The organism is Demequina gelatinilytica, assembly GCF_000971115.1.
Classification (GTDB): domain Bacteria; phylum Actinomycetota; class Actinomycetes; order Actinomycetales; family Demequinaceae; genus Demequina; species Demequina gelatinilytica.
Map to the genome: position 1 here is coordinate 123,052 of NZ_BBLV01000007.1, position 14,541 is coordinate 137,592.

Annotated in this window: 15 protein-coding genes; 8 read left to right on the forward strand and 7 right to left on the reverse strand. The window is 72.7% G+C overall.

The features are described from left to right. Nucleotides 1-46: 46 nt before the first annotated feature. From ftsR to AOM00_RS15420, 4 genes are all read right to left on the reverse strand, one after another. Nucleotides 47-784: a transcriptional regulator FtsR gene (gene ftsR, locus AOM00_RS07580; protein ID WP_082096758.1), complete on the reverse strand. Its 738-nt coding sequence runs from the start codon at nucleotides 782-784 to the stop codon at nucleotides 47-49. Between the two features lie 3 nt (nucleotides 785-787). Beyond that, nucleotides 788-1,210, reverse strand: a complete 423-nt coding sequence (locus AOM00_RS07585; protein ID WP_062517213.1) for an FHA domain-containing protein — start codon at nucleotides 1,208-1,210, stop codon at nucleotides 788-790. A gap of 58 nt (nucleotides 1,211-1,268) precedes the next feature. Next, nucleotides 1,269-1,838, reverse strand: a complete 570-nt coding sequence (locus AOM00_RS07590) for a CDP-alcohol phosphatidyltransferase family protein (RefSeq protein ID WP_062517214.1) — start codon at nucleotides 1,836-1,838, stop codon at nucleotides 1,269-1,271. Nucleotides 1,839-1,907: 69 nt separating this feature from the next. Further along, nucleotides 1,908-2,057, reverse strand: coding sequence for a hypothetical protein (locus AOM00_RS15420; protein ID WP_156159086.1), 150 nt, complete (start codon nucleotides 2,055-2,057; stop codon nucleotides 1,908-1,910). A gap of 107 nt (nucleotides 2,058-2,164) precedes the next feature. Here AOM00_RS15420 and AOM00_RS07595 point away from each other — a divergent pair, with 107 nt between their 5' ends. Next, nucleotides 2,165-2,695 (forward strand): MarR family winged helix-turn-helix transcriptional regulator, encoded by a 531-nt coding sequence (locus AOM00_RS07595; RefSeq protein WP_062517215.1) that lies wholly within the window; start codon nucleotides 2,165-2,167, stop codon nucleotides 2,693-2,695. Between the two features lie 48 nt (nucleotides 2,696-2,743). Then, nucleotides 2,744-3,841, forward strand: a complete 1,098-nt coding sequence (locus tag AOM00_RS07600; protein WP_062517216.1) for an FAD-dependent oxidoreductase — start codon at nucleotides 2,744-2,746, stop codon at nucleotides 3,839-3,841. A gap of 15 nt (nucleotides 3,842-3,856) precedes the next feature. Here the strand turns inward: AOM00_RS07600 and AOM00_RS07605 are convergent, their stop codons facing one another. After that, complete coding sequence (locus tag AOM00_RS07605) at nucleotides 3,857-7,228, reverse strand: bifunctional proline dehydrogenase/L-glutamate gamma-semialdehyde dehydrogenase (RefSeq protein ID WP_228373439.1); 3,372 nt, start codon at nucleotides 7,226-7,228, stop codon at nucleotides 3,857-3,859. 98 nt (nucleotides 7,229-7,326) lie between these two features. On the opposite strand from AOM00_RS07605, the gene AOM00_RS07610 reads away from it, so the two are divergent. After that, the gene (locus tag AOM00_RS07610) at nucleotides 7,327-8,220 is read left to right on the forward strand and encodes a LysR family transcriptional regulator (protein ID WP_062517217.1); all 894 of its coding nucleotides are present in this window, start codon (nucleotides 7,327-7,329) and stop codon (nucleotides 8,218-8,220) included. 9 nt (nucleotides 8,221-8,229) lie between these two features. Here AOM00_RS07610 and AOM00_RS07615 read toward each other — a convergent pair whose 3' ends face one another. Continuing rightward, nucleotides 8,230-9,000: an EI24 domain-containing protein gene (locus AOM00_RS07615; RefSeq protein WP_062517218.1), complete on the reverse strand. Its 771-nt coding sequence runs from the start codon at nucleotides 8,998-9,000 to the stop codon at nucleotides 8,230-8,232. 83 nt (nucleotides 9,001-9,083) lie between these two features. Between AOM00_RS07615 and AOM00_RS07620 the strand changes: the two genes are divergently transcribed. Then, nucleotides 9,084-10,496 (forward strand): amidohydrolase, encoded by a 1,413-nt coding sequence (locus AOM00_RS07620; protein ID WP_062517219.1) that lies wholly within the window; start codon nucleotides 9,084-9,086, stop codon nucleotides 10,494-10,496. A 1-nt stretch (nucleotide 10,497) separates the two neighbouring features. Here the strand turns inward: AOM00_RS07620 and AOM00_RS07625 are convergent, their stop codons facing one another. Then, complete coding sequence (locus AOM00_RS07625) at nucleotides 10,498-10,926, reverse strand: OsmC family peroxiredoxin (protein ID WP_062517220.1); 429 nt, start codon at nucleotides 10,924-10,926, stop codon at nucleotides 10,498-10,500. Between the two features lie 188 nt (nucleotides 10,927-11,114). Between AOM00_RS07625 and AOM00_RS07630 the strand changes: the two genes are divergently transcribed. Genes AOM00_RS07630 through AOM00_RS07645 form a run of 4 tightly spaced genes read left to right on the forward strand, consistent with a single transcriptional unit; the run spans nucleotide 11,115 to nucleotide 14,541 of the window. Next, entirely contained in the window at nucleotides 11,115-11,903 is a 789-nt protein-coding gene (locus AOM00_RS07630) for an SDR family NAD(P)-dependent oxidoreductase (protein ID WP_062517221.1), read from the forward strand. Between the two features lie 5 nt (nucleotides 11,904-11,908). Further along, the gene (locus AOM00_RS07635; RefSeq protein WP_062517222.1) at nucleotides 11,909-12,505 is read left to right on the forward strand and encodes a TetR/AcrR family transcriptional regulator; all 597 of its coding nucleotides are present in this window, start codon (nucleotides 11,909-11,911) and stop codon (nucleotides 12,503-12,505) included. Next, nucleotides 12,505-13,281: a hypothetical protein gene (locus AOM00_RS07640; RefSeq protein ID WP_062517223.1), complete on the forward strand. Its 777-nt coding sequence runs from the start codon at nucleotides 12,505-12,507 to the stop codon at nucleotides 13,279-13,281. The genes AOM00_RS07635 and AOM00_RS07640 overlap by 1 nt, the downstream gene beginning before the upstream one ends. Nucleotides 13,282-13,284: 3 nt before the next feature. After that, nucleotides 13,285-14,541 (forward strand): aminotransferase class III-fold pyridoxal phosphate-dependent enzyme, encoded by a 1,257-nt coding sequence (locus AOM00_RS07645; RefSeq protein ID WP_062517224.1) that lies wholly within the window; start codon nucleotides 13,285-13,287, stop codon nucleotides 14,539-14,541.

Consider the following 14,541-nt stretch of genomic DNA (forward strand, 5'->3'; position numbering starts at 1 on the left):
GGGTGCCGGGTCAACGACCGCGAGGTCGTGTCGCGGCGTGTCTCCCCTATCCTCCCACCCGGTGGCGCACCACGGCGGAGAACGCGGCGATCGAGGCCTCGCCGAGCTCATGCGCGGCAGCCTCCGCCTCTCCCCCGGCGCGTCGCCGCAGCGGTGCGGCATGCGCCTCCGCACGGTCGGCCTCGCGCCGCGCCGCGAGCACGAGCGTCCGCAGCGAGCGCACGTCCCCTCCCGCCAGGACGTACGCGGAGGCCGCCACCACGACAGGCAGCACCGCGGGCTCGAAGCCGCCGGGCGTCGACGGGCTGACGATGCCCGCGGACTCGAGCTCCTCGAGGAGCTCGGCGCCGACGCCGGCGCGCTCCGCGACCTGGGCGGCCGTGAGGTAGTCGTCGGGCGCCTCGCCGATCTCCGCGAGCGTCACCGGCTCATGCATGCGGCCCGTGTCGAGCGCGTCGAGCTGCTCGCGGATCGCGGTCAGGGGGCGGTAGTGGTCCCGCTGCTGTCGCAGCACGAACCGGAGACGCTCGACGTCCGCAGGCGAGTACTTGCGGTAACCCGAGGCGGTCCGCTCCGGGCACACGAGCCCGTTCGAGTCGAGGAACCTCAGCTTGGACGTGGTGAGGGTCGGGAACTGCGGCTGCACCAGGCCGAGCACATCGCTTACGCGCAGCATCGGCTCATGCGACAACGCGTGCGGCCAGCGCCCGCTGAGAGCGACGGGCTCCTCCCGCGGCTCGGGATCGACGGTGACAGCGGAGGGGCGGCGTGCGGCCTGTGCCATCCGTCAGGCCTGCGAGCCCGGGTGGAACGTCAGGCGGTACTTGCCGATCTGGACCTCGTCGCCGGACTCGAGCTTGCGCTCCGACACGTTCTCGCGGTTGACGTAGGTGCCGTTGAGCGAGCCGTGGTCGCGCACGTAGAAGTCGTGGCCGTCGCGGATGAACTGGGCGTGCTCGCGGCTCACCGTGACGTCGTCGAGGAAGATGTCGGAGCTCACGGAGCGGCCGACCGTGGTGACGTCGACGTCGAGGAGGAACCGGGCGCCGAGGTTGGGACCGTGGTGCACGATCAGCAGCGCGTGGTCGGGGCCCAGCGCCTCGATGGCGACGTTGTCCTGCTGGCTGGGCGCGGCGGGCCCGCCATCCTCGATGGCTGCCGCCGAGTCGAGCGACATCGTGCGCTCTGCGGGGCTCTCGTCATACGTCATGACGCCTCCTTCGGCTCGAACAGTCGCCCCTCATCCTAGGCCTGTCGCGCCCTCATGCCTAACGCCGCGACGCGCGTCGCGCGATCGACGTCCTGGCACGCAGATCCCGGACGTAGCCGATCCCCGCGTACCAGTAGAGCACCGCCGCGAACGAGGCTCCCACCAGGGCGACGACGCCCACGGCGGGCGTGTCGGGGAAGGCCACCACCTGGAGGTAGGCGAGCGGCAGGAACACGTACAGCATCGCCGTGGCCGTCTTGCCGATGAAGGTGACCTGCGGGGACTCGACGTGGTGATGGTGCCCGATGAGCAGCCACGTCCCCACCATCAGGTCGCGCGCGAGAAGGACCGCGACCAGCCACCACGGGATGATGTCGCGGAAGGCGAGCCCGAGGACCACGGCGACCGTGAGAAGCCTGTCGGCGGCGGGGTCGAGCAGGCGGCCCAGGCGGGTCACCTGACCCCAGCGCCGCGCAAGGAAGCCGTCGAGGAAGTCGGTGACGCCGGCCGCGCCGAGCGCCACGATCGCCCAGGCATCCCGTTCCGTCGCGAGCAACGTGCCGAACACGACGATGAGCACCAGGCGTCCCGCGCTGATCGCGTTGGGGACGGTCCACACCGCTGTCACAGGCACAGGATGGATGGGCCCGGAGTGAGGGTGCTCGATCGCTTCCACGCGCGCCAGTCTAGAGGGACGTCACGACGGCGAGTCCTGCTCCATCACCTTGTCGACCATCGCCGTCGCGATCCTGGTGGCCTCATCCTCGCTCGCGCCGCGTGCGAGCTCCTTGGCCTTGATCTGCTCGAACTTGTAGTGACGCGTGTCCGTCACCTTCTCATCGCTCACGATGCACCTCCTGGAACCGAGGGACACCTCCAGCCTAGGCGCGCCCGCGCCGCCACGCACGACCGAGGGCCTGGTTGCCGCGCCGCCGCGCCCTCTACGATGAGTGCATGCACGCCCCTGAGCTCGAGCCGCGAGACGCCGCGCTGTGGCGCGCCCTCACCCTCATGGGCCGGCGTCTGGTCGCGGGCCTCGAGCAGCGGCTGCAGGCGTCGGTGGGCATCTCGGTGCCCGACCTCGACATCCTCATGGCGCTCGACGCCGCGCCTGAGGGCCGCCTGCGCGCCGGATCGCTCGGCGAGATGCTCGGCTGGGAGAAGTCGCGCATCTCGCATCACGTGGCGCGTATGGAGACCCGCGGGCTCGTGACGCGCGTGACGTGCGTCGAGGACCTGCGGGGCACCTGGATCGAGATCGACCACGAGGGCCGTGTCGCGCTCATGCGGGCGCTTCCCGTGTTCTCCTCGCACGTGCAGTCGGGGCTCGTGGAGCTCCTTCCTCGCGAGGAGGCCGAGGTCGTCGGCCGCGCCGCGCTCCGGATCCTCGACGCCTCGCCTGCGACGTCGTGCAAGGCCGAGATCGACAGGCTGGGGGCGGACCTCGGGCTCCGCGCCGTCGACGGCAGCGCCGCATCATCCTGAGCCGCGCGCCGTCCGATGCGCGAGCGTCCAGACCCTAGGGTGGAGCCCATGCCCGACCCCTCCGATCGCACCGCCGACGTCGTCATCATCGGTGCCGGCCAGGCCGGCCTGGCGGTCGCGTACCACCTGGGCCGTCGCGGACTTGCGCTCGGCGAGGACGTCCTGGTGCTCGACCGGGGCCCGGGCCCGGGCGGTGCCTGGCAGCACCGCTGGGAGTCGCTGACGCTGGGGGGGACGCATCATCTGCACGACCTTCCCGGGATGGCGGAGACCGGGCTCTCCTTCGCCTCCGCGCCCGGCGACGTGCCTGCGCGCGCCCTGGTCCCCAGCTACTACGGCACCTATGAGGAGCGTCACGGCATCGAGGTGCTGCGTCCGGTCACCGTCACGAACGTCTCGCGCACCGTCGACGGCTACAGCGTGAGCGCGGCCCCCGGATCCGCCGTCGAGCGCGTCCACGCCCGCGTCGTGGTGTCGGCGACCGGGACGTGGACCAGCCCGCGCGTGCCGTTCGTGCCGGGACGGGAGCACTTCCAGGGGCGCCAGCTCACCACGGCGGACTTCAGCTCCGCCGCGGAGCTCGCCGGGCTGCGCGTCGCGGTGGTCGGTGGCGGCACCTCCGCCCTCACCTTCCTCGACGAGGTCGGGGACGTCGCGGACGAGGTGCTGTGGTTCACGCGCAGGCCGCCGACCTTCCACGACGAGGAGATCGAGCTCTCCCCCGAGCGCGGTCGCGTCGCGGTCGCGATCCAGGACGACGCCGCGCGCGCCGGACGGCCCCTGCCGTCCATCGTCTCCGTGACGGGCCTGCCACGGTCGCCGCTGGTGCGGCGCCTGGAGGCGGCGGGGCGCCTGGAGCGCATGCCGATGTTCGCGCAGATGACCGCCGACGGCGTGGTGACCCGGGAGGGCGCGACCATCCCCGTGGACGCCGTGATCTGGGCGACGGGCTTCCGTCCCGAGATCGCTCACCTGCGGCCGCTGGGCGTGGTGGGCGAGGACGGCGGGATCGTGGTCGAGGACGGGCGCGTCCCCGCGGAGCCGGGCCTGTTCCTCGCGGGCTACGGCCCCCAGGCGAGCACGCTGTCCTCGAACCGTGCGGCGCGCGTCACCGCCAAGGCGATCACGGATCTCCTGGTTCGGTGACGCGCCGCGCCGGGCTCAGGAGAGCCCGGCGACCACCGCATCGGCCACCGGCCACGGCGTCCCGAACCTGTGCGCCGTGACGGACACCGCCTGCTCCCGCACGAACGGGAGCAGCTCGAGCTCGGGAGCGGACGTCACCGCCGCGTCGTACACCGCGAGATCGGGCCGCTGCGCCGGCGCGTGGCCGACGGCACGCACGCGCGCGCCGTCGCCCGCGAGCCGCTGCGTCATGGTGCGCTCGTCCTCGACGGTCCACCGCAGCCCGAGCGACGCCACCGCGGCGCGGACGTCGTCCGGCGCGGGCTCGTCAGCCGAGATGCCACCGGTGCCGCCCGCCCGATGGCGCGCGGCGCAGACACGCAGCAGCGCCTCCTGGTCGACGCCGTCCCACCGGATCTCGGTGGTCGCCGGGACATACCTCAGGGCGTTGTGCTCGGACTCCAGCCCGGTGCGGTCGAGGGCGACGCCGAGCATCGTGCTCCACGCCTCCGCGTCCGCGGCCGCCGCCGCACGCACCCACGCGGGAGCCCCCGGCATGGCGGGCAGGTCCGCGTGGACGTCGCCCGGCACCTCCGCACGCTCCCATCCGGTGAGCGCGACGAGGTAGGAGGGCCCGCCCGCCTTGGCCGTCGGCCCGACCACGGAGCGCTTCCAGCCGCCGAAGGGCTGGCGCTGCACGATCGCACCGGTGATGCCGCGGTTGACGTAGAGGTTGCCGGCCTCGACCCGCGAGAGCCAGTGGTGGATCTCCGACTCCTCGAGGCTGTGCAGCCCTGCCGTGAGCCCGTAGTCCACCGCGTTCTGGAGGGAGATCGCCTCGTCGAGCGTGGAGGCGGTCATGATGCCCAGCACCGGCCCGAAGCACTCGGTGGTGTGGAACCAGGACCCGCGTGCGACGCCGATGCGCACGCCGGGCGACCAGGACCTGCCGTCGGTGTCGAGCACGCGTGGCTCGACCAGCCACCGCTCCCCCGTCTCGAGCGACGTCAGGGCGCGCTCGAGCTTCCCGGACGCGGGCGAGATGAGCGGACCCATCTGCGTCCGTGGGTCGTCCGCGCGGCCCGCGCTGAGCGAGCGCACCGCGTCCTCGAGCTGCGTGAGGAAGCGCCGCGAGGTCGCCACGGAGCCCACCAGGATCACCAAGGAGGCGGCGGAGCACTTCTGGCCCGCGTGCCCGAAGGCCGACTGCACCACGTCGCGCACCGCGAGGTCGAGGTCGGCGCTCGGGGTCACGACGATCGCGTTCTTCCCGGAGGTCTCCGCGAAGAGGCGGACGCCGGGTCGGATGCGATGGAACAGCTCGGCGGTCTCGTAGGCGCCGGTGAGGATCACCTGGTCGACGCGCGGATCCCGCAGGAGCACATCGCCCAGACCGCCCTCGATGCCCGCCTCGTCGATGTCGATCAGCCGCAGCGCGTCGCGCGGGATGCCGGCATCCCACAGGATCTCCGCGAGCAGCGCACCGCAGCGCGCCGACTGCTCCGCGGGCTTGAGCACCACGGACGATGCCGCAGCGAGAGCCGCGAGCGTCGAGCCTGCCGGGATCGCGACGGGGAAGTTCCACGGCGGCGTCACCACCGTGACGTCCCTGGGCCGGGGGCGGGCGCCGCGAAGGCCGTGGAGCTCGAGGGAGCGCTCCGCGTAGTAGTGCGCGAAGTCGACGGCCTCCGACACCTCGGGATCGGCCTGATCGATGGTCTTGCCGGCCTCCGCCATCATCACCGCGACGAGCTCGGAGCGACGCGCCTCGAGTGCGCGACCCGCGGCGTGCAGGAGCGCCGCGCGGTCCTCGGGGCTGAGCGCCTGCCATCCCTCCGCACCCGCCTTCGCGGCGCCCACCTCGGCGGACACCGCCGCCTCGTCGCGGACGCGTGCGGCCGCGAGCGTGGCCTGTCCCGCATCGGTCACGGCGGCCGACGTGCGCACCGCGGCCGCCCACGCTCGGCTCGCCGGCAGCGACGGGTCCGTGTCCGGGGTGTTCGAGAAGCCGGTGGCCGCGGTGCGGACAGGGGCCGTCTGCCGATACGAGGCCGCGGCGGGTGCGGCGGCCCGCGCGAGCGAGGCACGGAAGCGCTCCTCCTCGCGCGCGAAGGTCTCCGCGTCGTCGAGGTCGTACAGCGCGGACATGAAGTTCGCGGGGCTCGCGACCTCCTCGAGGCGGCGCACCAGGTAGGCCAGCGCGACATCGAACTCGGTCGGGTGCACCACGGGCGTGTAGAGGCGCAGCGGCCCGGTGTCCTGGGCGACCGCCCGCGCCACGTGCTCGCCCATCCCCAGCAGCATCTCGAAGTCCAGGCCGTCCTCGACGCCGCGGTCGCGTGCGGTGAGAAGCGTGTGGGCGATGTCGAAGAGGTTGTGGCCCGCGACGCCCAGCCGCACGCTTGCGATCCGCTCGGGGGTGAGCGCGAAGTCGAGGATGCGCTTGTAGTGGGCGTCGGACTCCTCCTTCGAGCCCCACGTCGCGAGCGGCCAGCCGTGCGTCTCGGCGTCCACGCGCTCCATCGACAGGTTGGCGCCCTTGACCAGCCGCACCTTGATGGGCGCGCCGCCTGCGTCGACGCGCGCGGCTGCCCACTCCTGCAGACGATGCATCGCCGTGAGCGAGTCCGGCAGGTACGCCTGAAGCACGATGCCGGCGCTCAGGCGCTCCAGCCCGGGGCGCTCGAGCAGTCGCGTGAAGACGGCGACCGTGACATCGAGGTCCCGGTACTCCTCCATGTCGAGGTTGACGAAGGCACCGTCCTTGCGTGCCGCGAGCTCGTACAGCGGCGCGAGCCGCTCGACCACCGATGCGACGGTCTCCTCGAAGGCCCATGGCGAGTGCGGCGCGACGGCGGCGGACACCTTGAGAGAGACGTAGTCGACGTCGTCGCGCTCGAGCAGGGCGACGGTCCGCTCGAGCCTGCGGTCGGCCTCGGCGGAACCCAGCACCGCCTCGCCGAGCAGGTTGAGGTTGAGCCGGCTGCCCTGCGCGCGCAGCCGTGCGAGCGCGCGGCCCAGCCGGGCCTCGGACGCATCGACCACGAGGTGGCCGACCATCGCCCGCACCACACGGCGGCAGGTCGCGACCACGAGGCCCGGGAGGACGCGTGAGACCGCACCGCCGAGCACGAGCGCCGCACGCTGGTACGCCGGAAGGAACGCGTGGTCGCGTGCGGCCATCCTGCGCAGGCTCGCCGCCGCGACGGACGTGTCCTCGGGGCGGACGATGCCGTCGACGAAGTCGGTGAGGAAGGCGAGGCCCTGCGGGTCGCGAAGCATGCGCGCGAGCAGCCGCGCGGAACCGTCGATGCGGTTGGTCCGCGCCGCGTCGAGCCACGTGCGGACCTGGGCGACGGTGTCGTCGGACGTGTGGGTGCGCTGAGGCGCGACCGGGGACATGGTCATGACGCTCCTTTATTCGCGGATCATTGTGGGCTCCGCCAAGCATCACCACCAGCGCGCTCAACTTACGCAGATACGTAAGCGCTGCTTATCATTTGGGCATGCTTGATCTGACCCGCCTGGTGGCGCTGCGCGAGCTCGCGTTGCGCGGCACCATCGCCGCCGCCGCCGATGCGCTGGGCTACACGGCGTCCGCCGTCTCGCAGCAGGTCGCGGCGCTCGAGCGCGAGACCGGCGTGCGCCTCACCATCCGCGCCGGGCGCCGGCTGGTGCTGACGCCCGCCGGCGAACGTCTGGTCGCGCGTACCCACGACCTCCTCGACACCATGGAGATCGCCGAGGCGGAGCTCCACGCGGAGACCGAGGGCGTCACCGGCACCGTGCGGCTCGCGGTGTTCCAGTCCGCGGCGCTGACGCTGGTCACGGGCGCGTTGCTGCGGCTGCGCGAGACGCACCCCGACATCCGGGTCAAGGTGACGCAGACGGAGCCCGAGGAGGCGTTCGCCGACACGTGGGCGCGCGAGTACGACCTCGTCGTGGCCGAGGAGTACCCGCAGCATTCCGCGCCGCACTACCCCGGGGTGGTGCGGCGCCCGCTCGTGAGGGACGAGCTGCTGCTGGCCGTGGGCGGCGAGTGGGCCGGCGCCACGAGCGTGGCCGAGCTCGCGACCGCGCCCTGGGTGATGGAGCCGCCCGGCACCGCGACTCGGCACTTCGCGGAGCAGACCTGTCGCCTGGCAGGCTTCGAGCCCGACGTGCGCTTCGCCTCGTCCGACCTCCAGGCGCATGTGCAGCTGGTGCAGAAGGGCCTTGCCGTCGCGATCCTGCCCGGGCTCATGGTCGCCTACGCCCGCATCGACGCGCGCGTCATCCCGCTCGACGGCGGTCCCCGCCGCACGGTGTTCGCGGCGATGCGCGCCACGTCACGCCTCGATCCCGCGGTCGAGGCGGTGCGGCTGGCGCTCGAGGCCGAGGGCGGGCTCGCGACCGCCTGAACGGAGCCGCTACCGGTCCCTGCAGTCCCGGACCAGGAGGGTCGCGCCGACCACGGCCGTGGGCATGGCCAGCAGCGCGCCCAGGGGCAGCAGGAACACCAGGAAGACCGTCGTTCCGAAGGCGATCACCCGGGGACGATGCGGCCGTAGCGCCGCGATCCGGTCGCGCCTCGCGACGATCCCCCGGCGCGCCATCGGATACGCCGTGAGCTCGATCGCGAGCAGCCGCCCACCCAGGAGCGCGCCGCACGCGAACGCCGCGACCGAGCCCACGAGCGGCACCAGACCCACCACGAGGAGCCCGATGGACAGCCCGAGCGAGATCCCGACGGTGACCGCGCCCTCTCGGAGGCCGCGCGCCACCGCGGCGGTCCACGCCTCCTCGACCTCCTCGCCCTCGTACCCGAGCGTCGCGTCGACGCGTCGCGAGATCGCCTCGAAGAAGGGCTGACCGATCGCGAGCGTGAGCGCGGTGAAGAGCGCCACGGAGACGAGCGCTGCGGCCCCCATCACGGCGGCTGCCGCCGTTGCCGCGACCAGACCGTGCGCCCAGCCGTCCTCGAACCCGAAGGCATCGGCGAGACCCGAGCCGATCGTGCTCAGGTTCAGCGCCAGGACCCCGAGCGCGATCCCGAGCCCGGCCGCGACGATGACCCCGGGGAGCGCTCCGAGGGCGAGCAGCCGCGGTTCGCGCGCCCAGCCCCGCAGGCCTTGGACGGCGGTGCGGACGCCGGCGGCAACCTCGGCGGCGGCATGAGGGCGGGTGGGCGTCGGGGTCACAACCGCCGATGCTAACGATGCCGCACGCGTGGGGCTACAGTGACGCGCGTCGCACCTCCCGCGACGCCCAGCGAGGAGCCCTCATGCACGATCTGATCCTGCGCCACGCACGCGTACGCGGCTTCGACCGGCCGGTCGACATCGCGATCGACGGCGGCGTCATCACGCGGGTGGGCGCCGTCGAACGCCGCGCGGCCGAGGAGATCGTGCTCGAAGGGCGCGCGGTGGTGCCTGGCCTGTGGGACGGGCACGTCCACTTCTCCCAGTGGGCTCGCACCCGTGGGCGGTTGGACGTCTCGGCAGCCGCGTCCGTCGACCACGTCTCCGTGCTGGTGCGTGAGGCCGAGCCCACGGGGATGCTGGTCGGCTTCGGGTTCCGGTGGGCGACGTGGGGCGAGACGCCCACCGCGGAGGCGCTCGATCGGGCACGCGTGGCGCCCACCGTGCTCCTGAGCGGAGATCTGCACTCGTCGTGGGTCAACACCGCCGCGGCGCGTGCGCTCGGATGCGCCCCGGGCCTGCTGCGGGAGGACGAGGCGTTCGCGGTGCAGGTCGCGCTCGGTGCGCTCCCGCTGCCCGACGCCGAGGTGGCCGATGCCGTGCGCGCCGCCGGGGCGCGCGGCGTGGTCGGCATCGTCGACCTCGAGATGGACGATGCGCTCGAGACCTGGGGGGCGCGCATCGCGCGAGGGATCGACGGCCTCCGGGTGGATGCCGGGTTCTACGCACCGCTGCTCGACGCGCGCGTCGAGGCCGGGGCTGCGAGCGGGACGGCCGTCGCGGGCACGCGAGGCCTCCTGCGCCACGGTCCGCTCAAGATCATCACGGACGGCTCTCTCAACACCCGCACCGCCCACTGCATCGATCCCTACCCCGGAGGTGGGCACGGGACCCAGAACGTGCCGCCGGCGGAGCTGGCCGACCTCATGCGCACGGCGACGCGAGCCGGCATCGCATGCGCGATCCATGCGATCGGCGACCATGCCAACGACATCGCGCTCGGCGCCTTCGAGCAGTCCGGTGCGCGCGGCAGCATCGAGCACGCGCAGCTGCTCGCGGACGGGGACGCGGACAGGTTCGCGGGGCTCGGCGTGATCGCGAGCGTGCAACCCGAGCACGCGCTCGACGATCGCGACGTGGCGGACGTGCTCTGGGAGGGCCGCACCCACCGCGCGTTCCCGCTGCGGGCCCTGATCGATGCGGGTGCCACGCTGGCTCTCGGCTCGGACGCGCCCGTCGCGCCGCTCGACCCGTGGATCGCGATCTCGGCGGCCGTGCACCGGACGCGCGACGGCCGCCCCGGCTGGCACCCCGAGCAGTCGATCACGCTGGACGAGGCGATCGCCGCGAGCACGCGCTCGCGCGTCGCGCCCGGGAACCCCGCCGACCTCGCCGTGCTCGATGCCGAACCTGGGACGGCCGATGCCGCCGCGCTGCGTGCGCTCCCGGTCGCCCTCACCCTGATGGGCGGACGCGTCACGCACGCAGCGCTCTAGGTCACGCGACGAGCGTGGCGCTCTCGAGAGAGATGTCCACGCCCGCGAGCGCCTTCGACACCGGGCAGTTCTCCTTGGCGTCCTCGGCGAAGCGCGAGAACTCGAGCTGGTCGATCCCGTCGACCTTCGCATGCACCGTGAGCATGCTCGACTTCACGCCCACGCCGGCCTCGAACTTGACCTCCGCGTCGACCTTGACCCAATGCGGCGGCGTGCCGTTCTGCTCGAGCGCGAACGACAACGCCATCGAGTAGCACGAGGCGTGCGCCGCGGCGAGGAGCTCCTCGGGGGTCGTCACGCCGGCCTCGCCCTCGGACCGCGCCTTCCAGTTGACGTCGAAGCTCCCGTTGCCCGACTCGAGGTGGGCCTTGCCCTGCCCCGTCGTGAGACCGCTGTACCACTCCGCCTTCGCCTTGCTCGAGACCTCCATGGCTCCTCCTTCGCTCGCAGTGCCGGCGACGTGGTTCCCCGCCGATCCCAGGTGGGAGTCCCACCTCCAAGGTCCACGTTACGGCCCTGTAAAACCTTCCCGCACGCCCTTGCGCGTGCAGACGCCGGGTGGGACCGTCGGCACCAGTTGGACGAACGTCCAAGTAGGTGAGCGAGCGAGGAGCGGTGATGCGCACTCCCCCGTCATGCGTGGTGGTCACCGGGGCCAGCTCGGGCTTCGGTGCCGAGTTCGCGCGCAGGTTCGCGGCCGAGGGCTCCGATGTGGTGCTCGTGGCGCGCCGCCTGGATCGGCTCGAGAGCCTTGCCGCCGAGATCGAGAGCGCTCATGACGTGCGCGCGACGCCGATCGCCGCCGACCTCTCCCTGCCCGGTGCCGCTGCTGCTCTTGTCGACGAGGTCGTGGCCCAGGACCTCCACGTCGACGGGCTCGTCGCGAACGCCGGCCTCGGGATCGAGGGGCCGTTCGTCGATGCCGATCCCGACCGCATCCATCAGCTTCTGGCCGTGAACGTGGTCGCGGTCACGGAGCTCACCCGCCTGCTGCTGCCGCGCCTCATGGGGTCGCGCGCGGGGGTGCTGGTCACGGTGACCAGCACCGCCGCGTACCAGGCGATCCCCACCATGGCGCTGTACGCGGCCTCCAAGGCCTACGTCCGTTCGCTCACGGAGGCGCTGTGGCATGAGACACGGGGAACGCGTCTGCGTGTGCTTGCAGTCGCGCCCGGCCCCTCGGAGACGGAGTTCTTCACCGCGGCAGGCTCGGATCGCTTCAAGGTGGGCCAGGTCGTGGGGATCGCCGATGTGGTCGAGGCGGCGCTCAGCGAGCTCGACCGGGGCGCCCCACGCCCATCGCGCATCGTCGGCTGGCGCAACGCGGTCCAGTCCCATGCGGCCCGGGTCGCGCCGGCGCGGCTGTCGCTCGCCGTCGCGGCCAAGGCGACAGGCGGCGCACGTTGACCCGGATGACCCGCGAGGAGCGGCGCGAGGCCCTGGTGGCGGCCGCTCTGGTGGTGGTCGAGCGTGAGGGGCTCGGGGGCGCCTCGGCGCGGGCGATCGTCGCCGAGGCGGGCATGCCTCTCGGCGCGCTGCACTACGCCTTCGCCTCGCTGGACCACCTGCTCGCGGCGACCCTCGATGCCGTCACCGACCAGGAGCGCCTCGCGGCGGAGGCGCCCATCAGCGCGGGGGTCGACGCCGGGCTCGAGGCGACGCTCGCGGCAGGCCTCGACGCCTACGTCTCGCTCCTCGTGGCGCGACCGGCACGCGAGCTCGCGTATCTCGAGCTCATGCTCCACGCCTCGCGCGACAGGCTCGACCTCCCACCCGCGCCCGGCCGCTACGAGCGTTCGTACGGCCTGGTCGCCGCACTCCTCGAGGAGGCTGCCGCGGCCACGGGCTGCACATGGACCACCCCGCCGCCCGTTCTCGCACGTCACACCGTCGCGATGCTCGACGGCATCACCACCACCTGGCTCGCCGACCACGACGACCAGGCCGCACATGCCAGCGCGCGCTTCCTCGCCGCGTCGCTCGCCGCTCGATCCCTCAAGGAGGACTGATGCTCACCGACACCGATCCCGGGGTGCTCGCCCGGGTCAACATGCATGCGGTCCTCGGGGCCCTCCCAGTGCTCGCCGAGCGCGCGCCCGAGGCCCCGCCGCTGCTCGCACGCATCGACAGGCCGACCGTGCTGCGCCTGCGCGTCCCGGGCCTGCCCGGCCACGCGCTGCGCTTCGACACGGACGGGATCGAGGCGGGCGAACGAGGAGGCGAGCGCGTGGTGACGCTGATGCTTCGCTCCCCGGCCCATCTCAACGCGATGGTCGAAGGCGACGCCCAGCCGATCCCCGTCGCAGGTCCCGCCGGCCTGCGCTTCCTCACGCAGGTCTTCGCGCCGCTCGCCGACCTGCTGGGGCGCTACCTCAAGCCCTCCGACGCCGACCTCGAGGACGCCGCCTTCCGGGGCGTCAGCGCGCTCCTCACGCTCCACGTCGCGATCGCGGCGGTCGCGCAGGTCGCGAACGCCGACCGCGCGGGCCGGTTCTCCGCCTCGCACATCCCCGACGGGCAGATCGGGGTCGAGGTGGGCGACGGGATCGACCTGCGCCTCGACGCACGGGACTCCGTGCTCACGTTCGACGCGAGCCCCGCATCGTCCCCCGCCAGGGCCGTCCTGGCCTTCCGCGACCTCGACGTCGCCGGCGACGTGCTCGCCGGCCGCACCAGCGCGCTGTCCTGCATCGGCGACGGCTCGATGGCGATGCGCGGCTTCATCCCCATGATCGACAACGTCAGCCGGATCCTCGACCGCGTCGGCTGCTACCTCGGAGGCTGACCCATGACCACCACCGCCACCACGCCGTTCATCTACGCGAAGAGCCTCGAGGCCTTCGATCGCGCACGCCGCGTGATCCCCGCCGGCATCCCCGGTCATCAGGGCCCCACCGAGGGCTGCTACATCCCGCGCGACGCCTTCCCGCTGTTCAGCTCGCACGCGGAGGGCACCCGCTTCTGGGACCTCGACGGCAACGAGTACCTCGACTACATGTGCGGCTACGGCCCCAACGTGCTGGGCTACGGCGACCCCGTGGTCGACGAGGCGGCGCGTCGCCAGGCCGCGCTCGAGGACGTGGTCACCATCCCCTCATCGGTCATGGTCGACCTTGCCGAGCTGCTGGTCGACACCGTCGCGAGCGCCGACTGGGCGTTCTTCGCGAAGAACGGAGGCGACACCACCACCCTGGCGGTGATGACCGCGCGCGCGGCCACGATGCGCAAGAAGGTCGTGTTCGTGAAGGGGTACTACCACGGCGTCGCACCGTGGACGCAGAAGCTCGACTACCCGGGCGTCCTCGAGGAGGACGTCGCGCACAACCTGTACGTGCCGTGGAACGACCTGGATGCGCTCGACGCGATGCTCCGCGAGCACCGCGGCGAGGTCGCGGCGTTCATCTCGACGCCGTACATGCACGGGAACTTCGTCGACAACGTGCTCCCGGCACCCGGCTACTGGGAAGGGGTGCGACGCCTGTGCGACGAGCACGGGGTGGTCCTCATCATGGACGATGTGCGCGCCGGGTGGCGGCTCGACCTCGCCGGCTCGGACCATCACTACGGCATCGAGGCCGACCTCGTGTGCTTCTGCAAGGCGATCGGCAACGGGTACAACCTCGCCGCGCTCACCGGGCGCGAGAGCCTGCGGGAGACCGTCGCATCGCTCACCTACACGGGTTCCTACTGGATGAGCGCGGTGCCGTTCGCGGCCTCGATCGCGACCATCTCGAGGCTCAAGGAGCTCGATGCGCCCGCCATGTTCCGGTCCCTGGGCACCGAGCTCACCAGCGGCCTGGTCGAGGCGGCCGCCGGCCACGGGCTCACGCTCGTGACCTCCGGCGAGCCCGCGCTCTTCTACCTCAGGATCGCGGACGACGACTCGCTCATGCTGCACCAGCGGTGGATCGCCGAATGCGTCCGGCGGGGCGTGTGGTTCACCTCCCACCACAACCACTTCCTCAACGCCGCGCTCACGCGCTCGGACGTCCGCCGCACCCTCGAGATCGCCGACGAGGCGTTCGGGATCGTCGCGGCGGGCTAG